Source organism: Enterococcus sp. DIV0901a (genome assembly GCF_051711525.1).
GTDB lineage: Bacteria > Bacillota > Bacilli > Lactobacillales > Enterococcaceae > Enterococcus_B > Enterococcus_B faecium.
Genome location: NZ_JBIOMW010000001.1, coordinates 2647501 through 2667992 on the forward strand (window position 1 = coordinate 2647501; position 20492 = coordinate 2667992).

The 20492-nt window shown below is 39.8% G+C and carries 17 protein-coding genes, 1 rRNA gene and 1 other annotated feature; of the genes, 4 read left to right on the forward strand and 14 right to left on the reverse strand.

Annotation, left to right across the window (positions count from 1 at the left end; genetic code table 11):
- Positions 1-243 precede the first annotated feature (243 nt).
- Positions 244-1804 (reverse strand): 16S ribosomal RNA (locus tag IGL70_RS12730).
- Positions 1805-2545: 741 nt separating this feature from the next.
- Here IGL70_RS12730 and IGL70_RS12735 point away from each other — a divergent pair.
- From IGL70_RS12735 to serS, 3 genes are all read left to right on the forward strand, one after another.
- Entirely contained in the window at positions 2546-3235 is a 690-nt protein-coding gene (locus IGL70_RS12735) for a response regulator transcription factor (RefSeq protein WP_002295268.1), read from the forward strand.
- Positions 3222-4430 carry a sensor histidine kinase gene (locus IGL70_RS12740; RefSeq protein ID WP_002295267.1) on the forward strand — a complete coding sequence of 403 codons (1209 nt, stop codon included), beginning with the start codon at positions 3222-3224 and terminating at the stop codon, positions 4428-4430. Before IGL70_RS12735 ends, IGL70_RS12740 begins: the two co-directional genes overlap by 14 nt.
- 38 nt (positions 4431-4468) lie before the next feature.
- Positions 4469-4674, forward strand: a binding site (T-box leader).
- A gap of 49 nt (positions 4675-4723) precedes the next feature.
- Complete coding sequence (gene serS / locus IGL70_RS12745; RefSeq protein ID WP_002307286.1) at positions 4724-5995, forward strand: serine--tRNA ligase; 1272 nt, start codon at positions 4724-4726, stop codon at positions 5993-5995.
- Between the two features lie 790 nt (positions 5996-6785).
- On the opposite strand, the gene guaB is transcribed toward serS, so the two are convergent.
- The 9 genes from guaB to mnmE form a co-directional block, all read right to left on the reverse strand.
- Positions 6786-8270, reverse strand: a complete 1485-nt coding sequence (gene guaB / locus IGL70_RS12750; RefSeq protein WP_002295264.1) for an IMP dehydrogenase — start codon at positions 8268-8270, stop codon at positions 6786-6788.
- Between the two features lie 627 nt (positions 8271-8897).
- Positions 8898-9593, reverse strand: a complete 696-nt coding sequence (locus tag IGL70_RS12755) for a DUF1129 domain-containing protein (protein WP_002299780.1) — start codon at positions 9591-9593, stop codon at positions 8898-8900.
- Positions 9594-9682: 89 nt separating this feature from the next.
- The gene (ychF, locus tag IGL70_RS12760; protein WP_002293105.1) at positions 9683-10783 is read right to left on the reverse strand and encodes a redox-regulated ATPase YchF; all 1101 of its coding nucleotides are present in this window, start codon (positions 10781-10783) and stop codon (positions 9683-9685) included.
- Between the two features lie 8 nt (positions 10784-10791).
- On the reverse strand, positions 10792-10983 hold the full coding sequence (locus tag IGL70_RS12765; RefSeq protein WP_002293106.1) for a DUF951 domain-containing protein: 192 nt from the start codon (positions 10981-10983) through the stop codon (positions 10792-10794).
- Between the two features lie 20 nt (positions 10984-11003).
- Positions 11004-11894: a ParB/RepB/Spo0J family partition protein gene (locus IGL70_RS12770; protein WP_002288806.1), complete on the reverse strand. Its 891-nt coding sequence runs from the start codon at positions 11892-11894 to the stop codon at positions 11004-11006.
- Positions 11881-12648 (reverse strand): ParA family protein, encoded by a 768-nt coding sequence (locus IGL70_RS12775; RefSeq protein ID WP_002288805.1) that lies wholly within the window; start codon positions 12646-12648, stop codon positions 11881-11883. Before IGL70_RS12775 ends, IGL70_RS12770 begins: the two co-directional genes overlap by 14 nt.
- A gap of 11 nt (positions 12649-12659) precedes the next feature.
- The gene (rsmG, locus tag IGL70_RS12780; protein WP_002288804.1) at positions 12660-13373 is read right to left on the reverse strand and encodes a 16S rRNA (guanine(527)-N(7))-methyltransferase RsmG; all 714 of its coding nucleotides are present in this window, start codon (positions 13371-13373) and stop codon (positions 12660-12662) included.
- 231 nt (positions 13374-13604) lie between these two features.
- The gene (gene mnmG, locus IGL70_RS12785; RefSeq protein ID WP_002299775.1) at positions 13605-15506 is read right to left on the reverse strand and encodes a tRNA uridine-5-carboxymethylaminomethyl(34) synthesis enzyme MnmG; all 1902 of its coding nucleotides are present in this window, start codon (positions 15504-15506) and stop codon (positions 13605-13607) included.
- A 16-nt stretch (positions 15507-15522) separates the two neighbouring features.
- Positions 15523-16920: a tRNA uridine-5-carboxymethylaminomethyl(34) synthesis GTPase MnmE gene (gene mnmE, locus IGL70_RS12790; RefSeq protein ID WP_104873925.1), complete on the reverse strand. Its 1398-nt coding sequence runs from the start codon at positions 16918-16920 to the stop codon at positions 15523-15525.
- A gap of 299 nt (positions 16921-17219) precedes the next feature.
- On the opposite strand from mnmE, the gene IGL70_RS12795 reads away from it, so the two are divergent.
- Positions 17220-17603, forward strand: a complete 384-nt coding sequence (locus IGL70_RS12795; RefSeq protein WP_002303984.1) for a hypothetical protein — start codon at positions 17220-17222, stop codon at positions 17601-17603.
- Positions 17604-17770: 167 nt separating this feature from the next.
- Here IGL70_RS12795 and jag read toward each other — a convergent pair whose 3' ends face one another.
- The 4 genes from jag to rpmH all read right to left on the reverse strand — a co-directional run bounded on the left by jag (position 17771) and on the right by rpmH (position 19970).
- The gene (gene jag, locus IGL70_RS12800) at positions 17771-18529 is read right to left on the reverse strand and encodes an RNA-binding cell elongation regulator Jag/EloR (RefSeq protein ID WP_002295258.1); all 759 of its coding nucleotides are present in this window, start codon (positions 18527-18529) and stop codon (positions 17771-17773) included.
- A gap of 17 nt (positions 18530-18546) precedes the next feature.
- A complete protein-coding gene (locus tag IGL70_RS12805; protein ID WP_002295256.1) occupies positions 18547-19365 on the reverse strand; it encodes a YidC/Oxa1 family membrane protein insertase in 819 nt (272 codons plus the stop codon).
- On the reverse strand, positions 19362-19718 hold the full coding sequence (gene rnpA / locus IGL70_RS12810) for a ribonuclease P protein component (RefSeq protein ID WP_002295255.1): 357 nt from the start codon (positions 19716-19718) through the stop codon (positions 19362-19364). The genes IGL70_RS12805 and rnpA overlap by 4 nt, the downstream gene beginning before the upstream one ends.
- Positions 19719-19835: 117 nt before the next feature.
- Complete coding sequence (rpmH, locus tag IGL70_RS12815; protein WP_002293121.1) at positions 19836-19970, reverse strand: 50S ribosomal protein L34; 135 nt, start codon at positions 19968-19970, stop codon at positions 19836-19838.
- Between the last annotated feature and the right edge of the window lie 522 nt (positions 19971-20492).

A 20492-nucleotide genomic window follows, 5' to 3' on the forward strand; every position in this document is an offset into this window, starting at 1 on the left:
AATCAGCCTGTACGGCAAAAAGATCGATCGTCTTATAAAATCAAAGATTTTATAGCCGTCCGCCTATTTTGCTTTAGGCTAAACAATTTGTTCAGCTTTCAAATTCAACGCGGTGTTCTCGGTTTGTATTACTTACATTTACTTCAAATATCCAGTTTTCAATGAACAAAAGTGTTTGAGAGTAAACCTCTCAAAACTGAACAAAGTAAAAACAAATTGTGTAGTCTCCGTAATATTCCTTAGAAAGGAGGTGATCCAGCCGCACCTTCCGATACGGCTACCTTGTTACGACTTCACCCCAATCATCTATCCCACCTTAGGCGGCTGGCTCCAAAAAGGTTACCTCACCGACTTCGGGTGTTACAAACTCTCGTGGTGTGACGGGCGGTGTGTACAAGGCCCGGGAACGTATTCACCGCGGCGTGCTGATCCGCGATTACTAGCGATTCCGGCTTCATGCAGGCGAGTTGCAGCCTGCAATCCGAACTGAGAGAAGCTTTAAGAGATTAGCTTAGCCTCGCGACTTCGCAACTCGTTGTACTTCCCATTGTAGCACGTGTGTAGCCCAGGTCATAAGGGGCATGATGATTTGACGTCATCCCCACCTTCCTCCGGTTTGTCACCGGCAGTCTTGCTAGAGTGCCCAACTGAATGATGGCAACTAACAATAAGGGTTGCGCTCGTTGCGGGACTTAACCCAACATCTCACGACACGAGCTGACGACAACCATGCACCACCTGTCACTTTGCCCCCGAAGGGGAAGCTCTATCTCTAGAGTGGTCAAAGGATGTCAAGACCTGGTAAGGTTCTTCGCGTTGCTTCGAATTAAACCACATGCTCCACCGCTTGTGCGGGCCCCCGTCAATTCCTTTGAGTTTCAACCTTGCGGTCGTACTCCCCAGGCGGAGTGCTTAATGCGTTAGCTGCAGCACTGAAGGGCGGAAACCCTCCAACACTTAGCACTCATCGTTTACGGCGTGGACTACCAGGGTATCTAATCCTGTTTGCTCCCCACGCTTTCGAGCCTCAGCGTCAGTTACAGACCAGAGAGCCGCCTTCGCCACTGGTGTTCCTCCATATATCTACGCATTTCACCGCTACACATGGAATTCCACTCTCCTCTTCTGCACTCAAGTCTCCCAGTTTCCAATGACCCTCCCCGGTTGAGCCGGGGGCTTTCACATCAGACTTAAGAAACCGCCTGCGCTCGCTTTACGCCCAATAAATCCGGACAACGCTTGCCACCTACGTATTACCGCGGCTGCTGGCACGTAGTTAGCCGTGGCTTTCTGGTTAGATACCGTCAAGGGATGAACAGTTACTCTCATCCTTGTTCTTCTCTAACAACAGAGTTTTACGATCCGAAAACCTTCTTCACTCACGCGGCGTTGCTCGGTCAGACTTTCGTCCATTGCCGAAGATTCCCTACTGCTGCCTCCCGTAGGAGTTTGGGCCGTGTCTCAGTCCCAATGTGGCCGATCACCCTCTCAGGTCGGCTATGCATCGTGGCCTTGGTGAGCCGTTACCTCACCAACTAGCTAATGCACCGCGGGTCCATCCATCAGCGACACCCGAAAGCGCCTTTCAAATCAAAACCATGCGGTTTCGATTGTTATACGGTATTAGCACCTGTTTCCAAGTGTTATCCCCTTCTGATGGGCAGGTTACCCACGTGTTACTCACCCGTTCGCCACTCCTCTTTTTCCGGTGGAGCAAGCTCCGGTGGAAAAAGAAGCGTTCGACTTGCATGTATTAGGCACGCCGCCAGCGTTCGTCCTGAGCCAGGATCAAACTCTCATAAAAAGTTCGAACAATCTTGCGATTGTTAAGCTCAATTTGTTTGCTAGCATATTGCTTGCTTGTTAAAAATGTTTGTTGTCTTGAATTGAATCAAGACGCCCTACACATTTGGTTTGTCTTACTTTGTTCAGTTTTCAAAGGTCTACTTCATCAGGAGTGTTTCCCGATTCATTTTTGGCTGCCGTAGCAACTTTTATATCATATCAGAGAGACAAGTAATTGTCAACTCTTTTTTAAAAATTTTTTTCGATTTCGTTTTTCGAAATCTTTCAGCAACTCATTTATCATAACTTATCGTTTGTTATTTGTCAAGAACTTTTTTGAAGTTTTTTTCGATAGAATCAAGCTTCACAAGTGGTTCTTTTTTAACGACTCAGTTATCTTATCATGTCATTTCCAACATGTCAACAACTTATTTTTTATTATTTAATAAGTTATTGGTGTTCTTTTGAACAAATAATAATATATCAACATCACATGTGAAAGTCAATAAGAAAATGCTTATTTATCAACATTTCTAGCTTACATGATCATTGGTTAGTTCTGGTCCTTTTTCGTTCGTCTTTATAACTCCGAGAGACGTAAAATCCTTTTGTTTTCAGTTTAATGTTCATGTTCTTGTCTTATTCACACCAACTAGATGTCTCACCTTCTAAAATTTTCCTTAACAAAGTGCTGCTTTTATCTATTTCTGCTTTTTTTTGCTAGAATAATAGTAACAATATGACTCTGGAGGATTTATTTATGAAAATTTTGATTGCTGACGATGATAAAGAAATCGTTGAATTATTAAGTATCTATGTTCACAATGAGGGGTATGAAGCAGTAAAGGCTTATGATGGGAAAGAAGCATTATCTAAAATCAGAACAATCCCTGATATTGAATTACTTATTTTAGATATCATGATGCCTGAGATGGATGGGATGCAAGTAGTGAAAGAGCTACGAAAAGAATCCCAAATACCAATCATTATGCTGACAGCAAAAACTACTGATATGGATAAGATCAAAGGACTGGTCGCTGGTGCAGATGATTATGTGACCAAGCCATTTAATCCGTTAGAAGTAATGGCTAGAGTAAAGTCTTTATTACGGCGTACAAAAATGCAGATTGCCCCAGATCAGCCTGATGTATTAGAAGTAAATGCATTAATCATCAATAAAGACTCTCATGAAGTTAAAACAATCGATGGGAAAGAAATCCAGTTAACAGCTTTGGAATTCGGTATCCTCTACTTGCTTGCTAGTCATCCTAATCGAGTATTTAGCGCGGATGAAATTTTTGAGCGTGTTTGGAAACAAGAAAGTATTGTCTCTGCTAAAACTGTCATGGTTCACGTTAGTCATTTAAGAGATAAGATTGAAGAAGCAACTGGTGGTGAAAAAGTCATTCAAACCGTTTGGGGAGTGGGCTATAAAATTGACGCAAGATAGTAAACGAGCAACTGAAAAACGCCGTCGGATCAATTTGACTTCAAAAGAAATCAGCGAATTGTTAGCGGAAGGAATCATCACGATTATCCTTTTGCTTCTATTAAATGTTTCTATTCTGGTTGTTATCAGTTCGGTGATCAACAGTTCACCTTCTTTGACGAATGCGATTTGGGATTCAAAGAATATTTTTGCAGAACGATTGAATACTGATTTGTTCTGGAACGGCCGGAATTTTATTATTCCCTTTTTCTTTCTATTAGATATTGGTGTTTTGTATTGGCGCTTGATTCGAAGATATCGCCAAATGCAATTGCGGCATATCATCAGCGAACTTCACTACATCGCAAACGGAAATTATGATCATCGTATCCCTTTTGAACTGAGTGGTGACTTAAGCCGAGTGGTAACAAGTATCAATGGATTGGTGGATAGTACCGTAGCAGCGATTGAAGACGAACGTAAAATCGAAAAATCAAAAGATGAATTGATCACGAATGTCAGTCATGATATCCGTACCCCACTCACGTCCATCATTGGATACCTAGGACTGATAGAAGATGGCCAGTATCACTCAGAAGAAGATCTTTTAAAGTATACGCATACTGCTTATATCAAAGCAAAGCAGATGAAATCTTTAGTGGACGACTTATTTGAATACACTAAGGTACGCCAGCCTGCTGTCCCGGTGAATTTTTCTGCCTTTGACATGATCCAGTTGATCGAACAGTTAGCAGCTGATTTTGAGTTGGAAGCTTCTAAAAAAAATATCCAAATACTTGTTCAATCAAAAGTAGACTCCCTTATCATGGATGGCGATACCGAAAAACTTGTACGTGTCTTCAATAATCTTTTGACGAATGCGTTGAAATACGGAAAAGGAGCAACGAAGATCGTAATCGAAGTAGAACGTATCGGTTCAGAAGTTGTTGCAACAGTCAAAAATAACGGAGCAATGATCCCACAACAGGCAATCGATAATCTATTCGACCGTTTTTATCGTGTAGAAGAATCTCGTTCACAAGCAACTGGAGGAACTGGACTTGGTTTAGCAATCGCTCAAAGCATTGTGGCTTTGCACGGCGGATACATTTATGCAAAATCAGATAAGCAATGGACTTCTTTCATCATGCACCTTCCAATCAAGAAAAATGAAAAATTACCTATTGATACACAGGAAGTTATTGACGAAAGCTGAAATATTCGCTATTCTTATTACAATTATTAGAATAAATGAAAAACACAGAACCCAGTACACTTTATTCTTTTTCAGAGAGCTGATGGCAGGTGTAAATCAGCAAAGGATAATTTGGAAGTTCCAGTTCGTTTACGTGCCCTTTCGAAATAAGAAAGGTCGGTTCAACAGCCGTTATGTGTTCAACAAGTGCAGCTGACGCTGAACTTGGGTGGTACCGCGAATTTCAGACTGATTCGTCCCAAGAATAATGGGATGGATCAGTCTTTTTTTATTTTCAAAAAGGAGGAAATCATATGTTAGATGTAAAAATGATGCGACAAAATATTGAAGAAGTACAAGAAAAATTGATGACTCGGGGCGTAAAAAAAGAAACATTAGCTGAATTCATGGAACTAGATGAAAATCGTCGTAAGCTACTAGTCAAAAGTGAAGAATTAAAAAAATATCGAAATGATGTTTCTGCTGAGATCGCCCAATTGAAGCGTGCAAAAGAAGATGCTTCTGCTAAAATCGCTGAAATGAAAGAAGTCGGTGGCAACATCAAAGCATTGGATACTGAAATTGCTGAAGTGGATGAAAAATTGAAACAAATTGCAACTACTTTGCCAAACCTTCCCCATGATTCTGTGCCAGTTGGAACAGATGAAGAGGACAATGTAGAAATCCGTCGTTGGAGCGAACCACGTACATTTGCTTTTGAACCAAAACCACACTGGGAAATTGCAGAAAATCTTGATATTTTAGACTTTGAACGTGGCGCAAAAGTAGCCGGTAGCCGTTTTGTCTATTACAAAGGATTAGGTGCTCGATTAGAACGTGCAGTCTACAACTTCATGCTTGATCAGCATATTTACGAACACGGCTATACTGAAATGATCACTCCTTATATCGTCAACAGTAAAGCGATGTTTGGTACGGGACAATTTCCAAAATTCAAAGAAGATGTTTTCCAATTGGAGAATACTGATCTAACATTAATCCCAACAGCTGAAGTACCATTAACTAACTATTATAATGATGAAATTTTAGATGGTGCAGATTTACCTATTTATTTCACTGCACTAAGCCCTGCTTTTCGTTCTGAAGCCGGAAGTGCTGGTCGGGATACACGAGGACTGATTCGTCTTCACCAATTCAATAAAGTAGAAATGGTCAAATTTTCGGATGCAGAGCATTCTTACGAAGAATTGGAAAAAATGACAGCTGATGCAGAAGATATCTTGAAAAAATTGCATTTGCCTTATCGTGTGATGGCCTTATCAACTGGAGACATGGGCTTTTCTGCAGCTAAAACTTATGACTTAGAAGTATGGATACCTGCACAAGATACTTATCGTGAAATCAGTTCTTGTTCTAACTGTGAAGATTTCCAAGCACGCCGCGCAATGATCCGTTATCGCGATAATGATGGAAAAATCCACTATGCTCATACTCTGAATGGTTCAGGACTTGCAGTTGGCCGTACAGTAGCTGCCATTTTGGAAAACTACCAAAATGAAGATGGTTCTGTCACAGTTCCAGAAGCGCTCGTTCCTTATATGGGGAATCTGAAAGTTATTAAATAAAGAGGTTGTGAAAAAGCCGCTTAGTTTCGAGTATTAAGAAAAATTTTGTGAAAATGGCTTTCCACATTTTTGCATAAATTGGACTTAATACCGAGAAACTGGCTTTTGAACACCATTTATCGAGAGGTTGTGAAATCAGCGAATTAACCTGAGTATTAGAGAAAAAAATGAAAAAATAGCTCCTCATATTTTGCCGTTTTTTGAGCTAATACCGAGGGTTAGTTGATTGAACACCATTTATCAGAGGTTGTGAAAAAGCCGCTCAGTTTCGAGTATTAAGAAAAATTTTGTGAAAATGGCTTTCCACATTTTTGCATAAATTGGACTTAATACCGAGAAACTGACTTTTGAACACCATTTATCGAGAGGTTGTGAAATCAGCATCCTGGCCTGAGTATTAGAGAAAAAAATGGAAAAATAGTCCCTCATATTTTACCGTTTGTTGAACTAATACCGAGGGTCAGCTGATTGAACACCGTTTAGTGGAGAGGTCGTAAGCCTACCCCCCAGCTCCGAGTTACAAGGAACAAATTCAAAAACAGCTCTTCATATTTTATGAATGTTGTACTTGTGATTCGGAGGTGGCAAGGGAACACTGTTTATTCAAAAAGAGGCTGGGACAGAAGCGTTTAACTCCAAGAAATAAGAAGAAATTCACGAAAATTGCTTTTCAAATTTTTGTGAATTTCTTCTTATTTCCGAAGGAGTTGCTTCTACTTCCGCCGTTTATACGTGTTTAGAGCGTGAGACAAAAGTATTCTTTACTTTTGTCCCACGCTCTTTAATGTTTTTAAGATTCAACTGAATAGTTTGGTGCTTCTTTTGTGATTTGTACATCATGAGGGTGTGATTCTTTTAATCCACTGCCGCTCATTTGGATAAATTGCGCTTCATCACGTAATTGCTGTAGATTCGCTGCCCCAACATAACCCATTCCTGAACGCAAACCGCCGATCATTTGGAAAATAATATCTGCAACACTTCCTTTATAAGCAACCCGACCTTCGATTCCTTCTGGTACTAATTTATTTGCTTCATTGACACTACCTTGGAAGTAACGGTCTTTTGAACCTTTTTCCATCGCGCCTAATGAGCCCATACCTCGGTATGTTTTGAATCGACGTCCTTGGAAGATTTCGAATTCACCTGGTGATTCATCTGTCCCTGCCAACATACTTCCTAGCATCACTGCATGTCCGCCGGCAGCTAATGCTTTGACGATGTCACCAGAATACTTGATCCCTCCGTCTGCAATAATCGCTTTGCCATATTGACGAGCAACTGATGCTGCATCATAAATAGCTGTGAGCTGAGGTACACCTACACCGGCTACCACACGTGTCGTACAAATCGATCCTGGTCCGATACCAACTTTTACGACATCTACACCTGCATCATATAAAGCTTTTGTCGCTTCAGCCGTCGCAACGTTTCCTGCAATCAATGTTGCATCTGCAAAAGTTGAACGGATTTCTTGAATTTTTCGGATCACACCTGCACTATGTCCATGAGCTGTATCGATGATGATTGCATCTGCCCCTGCTTCTAATAAAGCATTCGCACGCTCAAATGTATCGCTTGTTACACCAACGGCTGCTGCTACAAGCAATCGACCATGTTCATCTTTTGCTGCATTTGGAAATTCGATCACTTTCTCGATGTCTTTGATCGTGATCAATCCGCTTAAACGACCTTCGTTATCTACGATTGGTAATTTTTCGATTTTATGTTTTTGCAAAATCTTTTCTGCATCTTTTAGAGAGGTACCTACTGGGGCAGTCACTAAGTTGTCTTTTGTCATCACATCAGCAATCGGCATGTGATAATCTGTTACAAAACGCATGTCGCGGTTTGTAATTATCCCTACCAATTTTCTATTTTCAAGTGTTTCAACGATTGGCACACCACTGATACGATATTTGCTCATCAATTCTTCTGCGTCTGCTACAAGATGCTGTGGCGTTAAGAAGAACGGATCAATGATTACGCCACTTTCAGAACGTTTGACTTTTCTTACTTCATCCGCTTGCTGGCTGATCGTCATGTTTTTATGGATCACACCTAGTCCGCCTTGTCTTGCCATAGCAATGGCCATCTTGCTGTCGGTAACGGTATCCATACTTGCACTGATGATTGGAATATTCAACTTAATATTTTTAGCTAATTGTACGCTCATATCCACTTCGTTTGGTAACACGTGACTTTCTGCTGGTATCAATAAGACATCATCAAAAGTAAATCCTTTTTTCGTGAACTTTGTTTCCCAGTTGGACATTTTTAGTACCACTCCTCTAATTTAGTTTATCTATTAAAATAATTGATTTTTTCATTTAAGTCAATGATCTACTTGGAATCAAGTTAGCTTTCTCATAGAATACCAATATAAAGCGTTTACATCTGTGTGTATTAAAAGAGATTGTAAAAAAGCTGTCTTGCATCAAGTAATAAGAACAGCCAATCAAAAATAGTTTTTCATATTTTTGAATTGGTTGGGTTTATTACCGCAGATGCAAACTTTTGAACACCGTTTAGTGGAGAGATTGTGAAAAAGCTGCCCTGCATCAAGTAATAAGAACAGCCAATCAAAAATAGTTTTTCATATTTTTGAATTGGTTGGGTTTATTACCGCAGATGCAAACTTTTGAACACCGTTTAAGGAAGAGGTTGTGAAATCAGCGTTTTGACCTGAGTATTAGAGAAAAAAACGGAAAAATAGTTCCTCATGTTTTGCCGTTTGTTGAGCTAATGCCGAGGGTCAGCTGATTGAACACCGTTTATCGTAAAAAGGGACTATGACAAGACTTTTGTCACAGCCCCTTACTATTATTTAACTATGGATAAACAAAATGAGGTTCTTTACTACCCCTAGATATCTAGCAAAATAGCTGATCTTTTTGCTAGTTTATCTTCTTGGGACGGATAAACTTCCAATAATCCCGTATTTTTTCTTCAAGTAGTAACGGATTGCTAAAGCAGCTGCCCCGATAATGATAACTACTACTGGATCTAATACTGGATTGATAACTGGCGGCAATAGTGTTGTCGCAGAAAACAGTACGACCCAAAGAAGTGTCGTTCCACCTAGGATAAGCAATGTCTTACCCATTCCTGGTTTCTTGCTTCGATCTGCTCCGGGATATTCATATTGATAGATGTATTTGTACATCATATAAAAGACCCAGCCACCGATTGCAGAACCTAGAACGAGTGTAGAAAAGCCATAAGCTGGCGTTGTTCCACGTGAAAACAATCCGGTAATCGCAATCATGATACTTAATAGACCAAGCAACAGCAACGTATTATCTAACCACATCAATAAAGGGGTGGATGAATTTTTTACTTCTGCTGGCTTATTGATGATTGCTTCCGTTCTTTCAGAGACTGTCCCAAACAATTGACGGGCTGTTCTTCCGCCTTTTTGTTCTGCAACTAAAGTAGGCAGAATGTCATGAAGGGCTTTTACTTTTTCTTCTTCAGACAAATTCGCTGCTTCTAAAGATTTTTTCAAATCAAAAATGTACTGTTGATTTCTTTTGGTTAATTTTGTTTCTAAACTATTGTTTTCTTTTACGATTGCTCGTAATTGTTCTGGTTCCATTATCTAATAGTCCTCCTTAGCCGTTCCTTTTCTCAACGGTCGTCACAAAAGACATTCTACCATATTCTACAGCTAGTTTGATAGCCCTTTTACACATTAAAGCGGAATAACATTACGTCGCCGTCTTGTACGACATAATCTTTTCCTTCTAATCGAACACGTCCAGCTTCTTTTGCTGCATGCATGTTTCCGTAATGATCCAAGTCTTCAAAAGAGACAGTTTCTGCACGGATAAATCCGCGTTCGAAATCTGAATGGATGATTCCTGCTGCTTGTGGTGCTTTGATTCCTTTTTTGAATGTCCAAGCACGTACTTCTTGTTCCCCAGCAGTAAAGTAAGTAGCTAAGCCTAACAAATCATAAGCAGCACGGATCAACTGATCCAAACCTGATTCTTCGATTCCTAAAGCTTCTAAAAATTCCGCTTTGTCTTCTTCATCTAATTCTGCGATTTCTTCTTCTGCACGAGCACTGACCACGATCACTTCTGCATTTTCTTCTGCAGCAAAGTTGCGCACTTCTTGTACATAATGATTCGCGTCTGCATCTGCTACGTCATCTTCTGAGACATTGGCTACATAAAGAATTGGTTTTGTCGTCAATAAAAATAGTGATTTAACGATTTTTTGTTCTTCTTCAGTAAATTCGATCGTTCGGGCAGATTTTCCTTCTTCCAGTACAGGTTTGATTTTATCCAGTACAGCTAGTTCTGCCACTGCATCTTTATCTTTAGTTTTAGCAACTTTTGCTACACGAGTATAGCGTTTGTTGATAGATTCTAAGTCTGCTAACACTAGTTCCAAGTTGATCGTATCAATATCTTCTAGTGGATCAACACGTCCTTCTACGTGAGTAATATTATCATCATCAAAACAGCGAACAACGTGACAAATAGCGTCTACTTGGCGGATATGGCTTAAGAATTGATTTCCCAAACCTTCTCCTTTACTTGCGCCTTTTACGATTCCAGCAATATCTGTAAATTCAAAAGTCGTTGGAACAGTTTTTTTCGGATGTACAAGTTCTGTTAAGCGTTGCAAACGCCAGTCAGGTACTTCTACCATCCCTACGTTAGGGTCGATCGTCGCAAAGGGATAGTTTGCTGCTTCCGCTCCTGCTTTTGTGATCGCATTAAACAAAGTTGATTTTCCTACGTTGGGCAACCCAACAATTCCAGCAGTCAATGCCATAAATTTATTCACTCTTTCTCTGCATTTTTTTCAATTACTTTTTTTAATTTCTTTTCAAAGTCTCGGCGAGTCATCATGACGATATGTCCGCAATTCATACATCTGATTTTGATATCTGCGCCCATTCGAATGACTTCCCAGCGATTCGTCTGGCAAGCGTGAGGTTTTTTCATTTCAACGATATCGTGCAAGTCGTACATAAAAATAGCCTCCTTTTTGTTTATTCTTCATCAAATTGAATATTCAAGATATCAAGAATTCGAGTCAAATCTTTTTGAGAAAGATATTCAATCTCGATCTTACCTTTCCCATTTTTTTCTTGGATAGCTACACTTGTACCAAATTTATCCATCAAACGATCTTCGCTTTCTCGGATATAATATGGTTTTTCCTTTGCTAGCCTTGGGATTTTTTTCTTTTCTTTTCCATCATTTTGATTTAACTCAGAAACAAGCTGTTCCAGTTGGCGGACAGTTAAATTTTCAGTTACTGCACGATTGGCTAATTTCAAGATCAATGTTTTATTTTTTAAACCTAACAGCGTACGGGCTTGTCCCATAGATAAACGCTGATCTTGTACCATTTCCTTGACAAGATCCGGTAAAGAAAGCAAGCGCAAATAATTGGCGATATAAGGTCTGCTCTTTCCTAAACGACTAGCTACTTCTGCTTGTGTTAGTTTCAGGTTTTTCATCAGCATCTCATATGCTTCTGCTTCTTCTAACGGATTCAGATCTTCTCGCTGCAAGTTTTCCAGCACTGCTACTTGCATCATCGCTTCTTCGTCAAAGTCTCTAACGATAGCAGGGATCGTTTCTTTTTCAGCTAGTTTGGACGCTCGAAAACGTCGCTCCCCTGCAATAATCTCATATCCTTTTACTGCGGAACGGCGTACGATGATGGGTTGAAAGACACCTGATTGTTCAATAGAATTAGCTAGTTCCTGCAAAGATACTTCTTCAAATGTTTTACGGGGCTGATACGGATTTGGTCGCAGCTCATTCAATGGTAGCTGGACAACGGTATCATCTTTTACATCCACCGTCTCTAAGTTTTCTAAATCTTGAAACAGTGCATCGATTCCTCGGCCTAATCCTTTACTTTTCTTCACGACTTACCACTTCCTTTGCCAATGCTTGGTAGACTTCAGCTCCTCGAGAACGTGGATCGTAGTCGATGATCGGTTTTCCATGACTAGGTGCTTCTGATAAACGAATATTTCTTGGAATGATCGTTTCGTAAACTTTTTCGCGGAAGTATTTACGTACTTCTTCTACGACTTCATTTCCCAGATTTGTTCGTGCATCATACATTGTCAGTAAGACTCCCTCGATCTCTAATTCTGGATTAAAGTGTTTTTGGACTAAACGAACCGTATTCAGTAATTGGCTTAATCCTTCCAATGCGTAATACTCACACTGAACAGGTATCAAAATCGAATCACTTGCTGTAAATGAATTGATTGTCAGATGGCCAAGAGAAGGCGGGCAATCGATCAAAATATAATCATACTGACTGCTTACTTCTGCTAAAGATCCTTTTAATCTTGATTCTCTTGCCATCATTGACGTCAATTCGATCTCTGCTCCTGCTAATTGGAGAGTCGCAGGCACAATACTCAAATTTTCGTGTTCAGTGATCAAAGTTGCCTCATCAATTGGCAATTCATTGACTAGAACATCATAGATGTCTCTTGTCACATCAGGTTTTCTGATCCCGACACCACTGGTAGCATTTCCTTGTGCATCCATATCCACTAGCAATACTTTTTTGCCAAGGCTAGCAAGACAAGCACCTAGATTCACCGTCGTCGTTGTTTTGCCGACGCCACCTTTTTGGTTCGCAACAGATATTATTTGTGCCATCTCTTCTCCTCCTATTTGATTGGCTGCTTATTAGGCAGTCCGGGCTTTCTTGGGTATTTCTTTGGGGTTGGTTTCTTTTTTTGAATAACGATGATATGCCGTTGGTCAGAGACATTCGGCAAGGTAACCGCCTCTTCTTTGAGGAATTTACCACCTAATAAAGCAATCGCTTGTTTTGCTTCTGTCAATTCCTCTTCACTTTTTGCTGCTTTCAATGCATAAAAATAGCCTTCTTGTTTAGCCAAGGGCAAACACAATTCCGCTAACACATTCAAACGAGCAACCGCACGAGCAGTGACAAGGTCAAATGATGCACGAAAGTGAGGATTTTGCCCAAATGTTTCTGCCCGGTCATGATATAAGGAAGCATCGATTCCTAATAATCGGGTTAACTCAGATAAGAAGGTTATTCGTTTATTCAGAGAATCAACGATCGTTATCTGCAGTTCTGGAAAGGCAATTTTTAAAGGTATGCTAGGAAACCCTGCCCCCGAACCGACATCGCATAAAGATAAAGGCTGCGTAAAGTCTACTTCAAATGCTAATGTAAGTGAATCGTAAAAATGCTTCAGATATACGTCTTTTTCATCCGTAATAGCTGTAAGGTTCATCTTTTCGTTCCATTCGACTAATGTCCGATAATAAATAGCGAATTGATTCATTTGATGATCGGTAAGCTCTATCCCTTTTTCTGCCAAGGATTGGCGAAATTCTTCTGGTATCATAAATATTCCTTTCATTGTGAAACAGCAATTGTTTCACAGATTCTCTCCCTACTTTAACGCAAAATCCCTAGACATGCAATCCTTCCATATGGATTCTTAAAAATTTGAAAAGTAAGAAAAGCCGATAGACTTTTTCTTTCTAGTATGACTCATAAAATATACACAGAAGAGAGAACTAGCTTTGAGCAATTTCTGCAAAAACTAGTTCTCTCTTCTATTTATTATTACGTATTACGCTGGTTCACTGACTTTTGCAATCTTCCCTTGTTCGATATAGACCATTAGGATACTTAGGTCTGCAGGGTTTACGCCACTGATTCGGCTAGCTTGGGCAATTGTTTCTGGTTGGATTTTCTGCAATTTTTGTTTTGCTTCTGTTGCTAATCCGTTGATTGCTGCGTAGTCGATGTTTTCTGGAATCTTTTTCGCTTCCATGCGTTTTAATTTTTCTACTTTTTCCATGGCTTTTTTGATGTAGCCTTCATATTTGATTTGGATTTCTACTTGTTCGATTTCTTTTCGTGTCAATTCTTCATTTTCTGGAATAAACCGTAGAAGATCTGCATAAGTAATCTCAGGACGTCTTAAAAAGTCGCTTGCTAGTACACCATCTTTTAATGGTGCCGCATTAATCGTTGCTAAAAAGTCTTGGACTTCTTCTGTTGGTTTGATTCGTACATTCATCAAACGTTTGATTTCTTGTTCAACTGCTTCTTTTTTCTTCAAATAATTCTTGTATTGATCTTCTTTTACTAAGCCTACACGGTGACCCATTTCTGTTAATCGCAAATCTGCATTATCATGACGTAAAAGCAGACGGTATTCAGCACGTGAAGTCAGCAAACGATAAGGTTCGTTCGTTCCTTTTGTTACCAAATCATCGATCATGACACCGATGTAACCGTCACTTCGTTTGATCACTAAAGGTTCTTTTCCCTGAACTTTCAAAGCTGCATTGATACCGGCAATCAGCCCTTGTCCAGCCGCTTCTTCATAACCGCTTGTACCATTTGTTTGTCCAGCTGTATAAAGATTTTCAACGACTTTAGTTTCTAATGTCGGACGGAGCTGGTGTGGCTCTACTACGTCATATTCGATAGCATATCCTGTACGCATCATTTCTACTTTTTCTAATCCAGCAATAGAATGAAGCATGTTGACTTGAACATCCTCTGGTAAAGAAGTAGATAAACCTTGAACATAGACTTCTTCCGTATTTAAGCCTTCTGGTTCCAAAAATAATTGATGACGTGGTTTGTCTGCAAAACGCACGATCTTATCTTCGATGGATGGGCAATAGCGAGCGCCTACCCCTTCAACGATCCCTGTAAACATTGGGGCACGATGTAAGTTGTCTCGAATAATTTGGTGAGTCGTCTCACCTGTATAGGTCAGCCAGCAAGATTCCTGATCTAGTTTATAGGCACTATCTGGTGTGCTGAAGCTAAAATGATTCGGCTCTTTGTCACCAGGCTGCTCTTCTGTAACAGAATAGTCGATCGTACTTGATTTTACTCGAGGCGGTGTTCCTGTTTTGAACCGTTCGATAGCAAAGCCAAGTTCTTTTAGATGATTCGCTAGTCCAATAGAAGGTTGAGAGTTATTCGGACCTGATGAATATTTCAATTCACCGATAATGATTTCTCCGCGAAGTGCTGTTCCGGCTGTAATAACAACTGCTTTGGCCCGGTAGCTCGCTCCTGTGGACGTCACTACTCCATGACAAACACCATCTTCGACGATCAGTTCTTCGACGATTCCTTGTCTTAGCGTCAAATTTGGTTCTTTTTCGATCGTATGTTTCATTTCTGTTGAATAAGCATGTTTGTCTGCTTGTGCTCGCAATGCTCGGACAGCTGGGCCTTTTCCTGTGTTCAACATACGCATTTGGATATAGGTTTTATCGATATTCTTACCCATTTCTCCGCCTAACGCATCGATTTCTCGAACGACAACGCCTTTAGCTGGTCCGCCTACAGAAGGATTACATGGCATGAATGCTACCATGTCCAAATTTATTGTCAGTAATAATGTTTTTGATCCCATACGTGCAGCAGCAAGTGCAGCTTCTGAACCAGCGTGTCCTGCGCCAACAACGATCACGTCATACGCATCTGCTTCATAATGTTCCAATCGTTTGTTCCTCCTTTTATTTTCCTAAACAAAATTGACTGAATAATTGAGTGATTAGCTCATCTTGTACACTGTCGCCGACAACTTCTCCTAGATAGTCCCAGCAACGCGTCATATCTATTTGAACGAGATCCACAGGCATTCCTGCATCAATACCTGCAATGACTTCTTCAAGTGAGAGGGAAGCTTTTTCTAACAACGCGATATGGCGGGTATTAGAAACATAAGTAGCGTCTCTTTCTCCTGTTTCTCCACTGAAGAATAAATCAGAAATAGCTGATTCCAAACGATCTAGTCCGTCGTTTTTAGCTACGGAAATTGAAAAAACTGGTTCATTTTCGATCAATTTCTTCAATTTTTCTTGTTCCAGCTGTGCTGGCAAATCTGTTTTATTTAGAAGAATGATCCGTTTCAATCCACTTGTCGCTTCCAATAATTGTTCATCTTCTGCTGTCAGTGATTCGCTTTGGTTTAGAACAAGTAAGATCAAGTCTGCTTCTGCTAATGCTTTTCGGCTTCTTTCGACCCCGATCCGTTCCACCACATCTTCTGTTTCCCGAATTCCAGCTGTATCGATTAGCTTGAGCGGTACCCCCCGAACATTGACATACTCTTCGATTACATCTCGAGTCGTTCCTGCAATATCCGTAACGATTGCTTTTTCTTCTCTTAACAAATGGTTTAACAAACTTGATTTGCCGACATTTGGCCGGCCGATGATTGCCGTACTTAACCCTTCCCGCAGAACCTTCCCTTGCTTGGATGTAGCAAGTAGCGCTTGGATTCTTTGTTGGATCATCTGCGCTTTTTCAAGCAATAACTTCGTAGTCAATTCTTCGACATCATCATATTCTGGATAATCAATATTTACTTCTACTTGTGCTAATGTCTCTAAAATCTCTTGTCTCAATGAGCGGATCAAAGCAGACAGATTGCCGTCTAACTGATTAAGAGCTAGTCCCATTGCTTTGTCTGTTTTTGCCCGAATCAAATCCATCACAGCTTCTGCCTGTGAAAGGTCAACACGACCATTCAAGAATGCTCGTTTTGTGAATTCGCCTGGCTCAGCTAATCTTGCACCTTCTCTTAACAATAGCTGCAAAATTTGATTGACTACAACGATCCCACCGTGACAATTGATTTCTACTACATCTTCCCGCGTAAATGTCTTTGGTGCTCTCATCACGGAGACCATGACTTCATCGACAAGCTGATTGCTCTTGGGATCAACGATATGTCCATAATGGATCGTATGACTTGGTACTTCTGATAATCGTTTGTTTCCAGATTGATAAACTTTATCTGCTAGTTGCACAGCTTGATCGCCACTTAAACGAACGATACTGATTGCACCTTCTCCAGGTGGGGTAGAAATTGCCGCAATCGTATCAAATTCTAAAGTAATTTCAGCCATTTTTTCACTTCCTTTTTCATTTTGCGCACAAAAAAAGTGCCCACTCCACCCTTTATGCACAATAAACGGTGAACTTCGCACTTTGACTGCTTGTTCTTGATTAAATTCTGGTCATAGATTATCACACTTGCTATAAGGAATCAAGTGTTTAAAACAAGTTAGATAAAGTTGAGCCTGTTCTGCTTCCATTACCTTATATTTGATTGTCCTTGGATGTCTCTTTGCGTTCTTTGGTTTATTCGAAGAGAAGATACTGTATAAACAAGGCTTTATCTTTCTTAAAAAAAACGGTACACTAAATGGTAGCGCTATCTAAACTATACACTTTTGAAAGGAGAAAATATGTGAGCCCGTTCAGATCTGCTGCATTGGAAGAAGAAAGTGACCCTCGGATCAACGATGTCGTTTTATCTACAGGGAATATCAACCAGAAATATATCGTCCGCGATATCGTTTTTGTTGTGGAATGCTTAGAAGCTGATTTGTTTGACCCATCTTTTCCCAAAGATGACCTTTTCTTAACAACGAAGAGGAAATTAAAGACGAAGGTACTTGAATATGGTGCGAATGCAGTAATCAACTGTCATTTTGAGTATCAGCAAAAAAAACGCGACGGAAAGTATTTTCTGGAACTTTTTGCTTATGGAACAGTGATCCAATTTATCCAAACAACGATTGGTTAAATGAAACAGACAAAAAAAGCGGATCAAAACTGAAGACAGTTTCGATCCGCTTTTTTCTATCAAAGTTAGTGACTACTTCATCGTATACTCTGATAAGAATGATTTCTAGTAAAATATACTTGGTTTGAAAAACTTTGTCAACGTGATTTATTCAAAAAGTAATGGAATCAATAATATTTTTTAGCAGGTTCTACTACTAAATAACGATAAGGTTCCTCACCTTCCGAATGTGTTTTTACATGTTCATCTTTGCTTAATGCAGCATGGATTTGTTTACGTTCAAATGCAGGCATTGGTTCTAAGAAAACCGGCTGCCCTGTCCGTTTTACTTTTTCAGCCGTGCGATCAGCTAAACGCTGAATGATCTCTTGGCGCTTTTCACGGTAATTGCCTACATTGACTACTACAGACAGCTTATTTCTTGCTAAACGATGGATGAAGACTTGTGCCAGATATTGCAATGCATTCAGTGTTTTTCCATGTTTCCCAATCAGTATGCCTTGCTTTTGTGTTTCTAAATGGAAAACAACCATATTATTTGATTCTCTTTCCATTTTGACAAGAGCTGGAGCATCAAGCTGTTTTGAAATTTCAGTAAGATAAACTGCCAATTCCGTTAAAGCTGCTTCATCACCTAGCTCACTTACTTCTTCTGTTTTTTCTTCAAGAATCGTTTCGTTGACTACCTCGATCTCAGCTGTTGGTTCTTCTTCCAAAATTTCTTCTACAGTCTGTTCTACTGTTTCAGAAACTTTTTCGCTGATACTTGGCTGGATCGAAAGCCGTGCATTCTTTCGACCCATTCCTAGGAAACCTTTTTTTCCTTCTTCCAGTATTTCGATTTCGACTTGGTCTTTGGCCAAACCCAAATCAGCCAGACCTAGTTGGACAGCTTCGTCTATTGTTGCAGCTTCATAAATCGGCATTAGCATTACCTCCCCTATTATTTCCGTTTTTTCTTAGGATTCATTGCTTTCTTAAGAGCACGTTCTCTTTCGCGGATTCTCCGTGCTTCTTCTTCACGCTCTTTTCGAATTTTGAAAGGGTTGTTGATCAGCAGCGTTTGTACAACTTGGAAGGCATTGGAAACTACCCAGTATAATGAAAGACCGCTGGCTAAATTGACACCCATCACTAAAATCATTACAGGCATCACGAAATTCATGATCTTCATTGATGCATTCGATTCAATTTGACTCATGCTAGATAAATACGTACTTGCAAAAGTAAAGATTGCTGCTAAAATCGGCAAAATAAATGTTGGATCCGCGTTCCCTAAGTTCAACCATAAGAAATGCCCTTGTTTCAACTCTGGTACACGTGAAATAGATTGCCATAACGCCATCAAGATTGGCATTTGTACTAATAAAGGAAGACAACCAGCATATGGATTGACGCCATTTTCTGCATATAAACGCTGCTGCTCTTCTCTTAACTTACTTTGTGTTTCCGGATCTCTTGAACTATATTGTTGCTGCAGTGCTTTTAATTTCGGTTGTAATTCTTGCGTTTTACGCATGCTCTTTGTTTGGAAATGCATCAACGGCAATAGGATCACGCGGATGATCAGTGTAAATAAAATGATCCCTATCCCTGCATTACCAAATGACAACGCCTTGATCGCCTCAGCAAAGTAATAAACAATATAACGATCCCAAATTCCTGTACTCTGTGCGCTGACTTCCCCAGTTCCGCAACCGGATAAGACGATGACCAAACTAACGATACCGGCCATCAAAAGTAAACGTTTGTATTTCTTCACTTACTCTTTTCCTCTCTGTCGATTATTTTTGCAAGTTTTAAGACGTGGACTAAATTGGAGCGAACCTCATCATAAGTCAACCCCTTCACACTTGGTCTAGCAATCACAATAAAATCCAACTCCGGATCAATCTCTTCTTTTATAGAATAAACTGCTGCTCGGATTTTTCGTTTGACTTCATTGCGGTTTACCGCGTTGCCGACCTTTTTTCCTACAGATAAACCAACTCGAAAATGAGGCTGTCCCGGTTTTTCCAAACGGTAAACGACGAATTTGCGGTTAGCAAAAGAATCTCCCGTATGGAACACGGCTTGAAACTCTCGTTCTTTTTTTACTCGATACGCTTTTCTCATTAGTTTTCTTTCCTTTTCTATCTCTCACTTACGCTCATAATCATACCATAATTACGATTGTCCTTTCATCATTTCCCTAAAAAAGAGTATAAAAAAAACCACTGAAACCCCAGTGGCCTAAGCTGAAAGAACTTTTCTTCCTTTGCGACGACGGCTAGCTAACACACGACGTCCATTTTTAGTACTCATACGTTTACGGAATCCGTGAACTTTTTGACGTTTACGTTTATTTGGTTGGTATGTTCTTTTCATATATTCCACCTCCAAAATGTTCTTATCTATTTTATAAACACAGACATACTTTGATAGTATAACGACAAAGTAGTGATTTTGTCAATATAAAATAGAAGATCGATTGTTAAAACTTATCCACAAGATTATTTTTTTCTATGGGAATCCTATGTGGAAAAAGTTATGCACAGGGATTATCCACAGATAATAAATGGCTGGTTTTACACAGAAAACACACGTGTAAAAAAAGTAATCCACAATCAGGTGATTTCCTGTGTATTCCGTCTCCTAACTATTGGTATATCTATATTTTTTATCCACAGACGCAAGAGGAAATCTATTGATTTTTACGAGTTTTCCACCTGTGCATTAGTGGTGTGGAAAACTTTTTTTGACAACTGTGTTTTTCTCTTTTTTCTTTTTGTCGATTGTGTGGATAATTGTAATTAAAAAATTTTTTTCTTCGGTTTCTGTGGAAAACTATTGAAAAAAATGCTAAATTAGTACTAGTTATTCACTTTTTAATGAAGGAGGAGGCCTTAT

Bases quoted from the DNA above. Each gene is read 5' to 3' on its own strand.
- IGL70_RS12735 (WP_002295268.1), top strand. From the start codon at position 2,546: ATGAAAATTTTGATTGCTGACGATGATAAAGAAATCGTTGAATTATTA.
- serS (WP_002307286.1), top strand. From the start codon at position 4,724: ATGTTAGATGTAAAAATGATGCGACAAAATATTGAAGAAGTACAAGAA.
- guaB (WP_002295264.1), bottom strand. From the start codon at position 8,270: ATGTCCAACTGGGAAACAAAGTTCACGAAAAAAGGATTTACTTTTGAT.
- IGL70_RS12755 (WP_002299780.1), bottom strand. From the start codon at position 9,593: ATGGAACCAGAACAATTACGAGCAATCGTAAAAGAAAACAATAGTTTA.
- ychF (WP_002293105.1), bottom strand. From the start codon at position 10,783: ATGGCATTGACTGCTGGAATTGTTGGGTTGCCCAACGTAGGAAAATCA.
- IGL70_RS12765 (WP_002293106.1), bottom strand. From the start codon at position 10,983: ATGTACGACTTGCACGATATCGTTGAAATGAAAAAACCTCACGCTTGC.
- IGL70_RS12775 (WP_002288805.1), bottom strand. From the start codon at position 12,648: ATGGCACAAATAATATCTGTTGCGAACCAAAAAGGTGGCGTCGGCAAA.
- rsmG (WP_002288804.1), bottom strand. From the start codon at position 13,373: ATGATACCAGAAGAATTTCGCCAATCCTTGGCAGAAAAAGGGATAGAG.
- mnmE (WP_104873925.1), bottom strand. From the start codon at position 16,920: ATGGCTGAAATTACTTTAGAATTTGATACGATTGCGGCAATTTCTACC.
- IGL70_RS12795 (WP_002303984.1), top strand. From the start codon at position 17,220: ATGGTAGCGCTATCTAAACTATACACTTTTGAAAGGAGAAAATATGTG.
- jag (WP_002295258.1), bottom strand. From the start codon at position 18,529: ATGCCGATTTATGAAGCTGCAACAATAGACGAAGCTGTCCAACTAGGT.
- rnpA (WP_002295255.1), bottom strand. From the start codon at position 19,718: ATGAGAAAAGCGTATCGAGTAAAAAAAGAACGAGAGTTTCAAGCCGTG.
- rpmH (WP_002293121.1), bottom strand. From the start codon at position 19,970: ATGAAAAGAACATACCAACCAAATAAACGTAAACGTCAAAAAGTTCAC.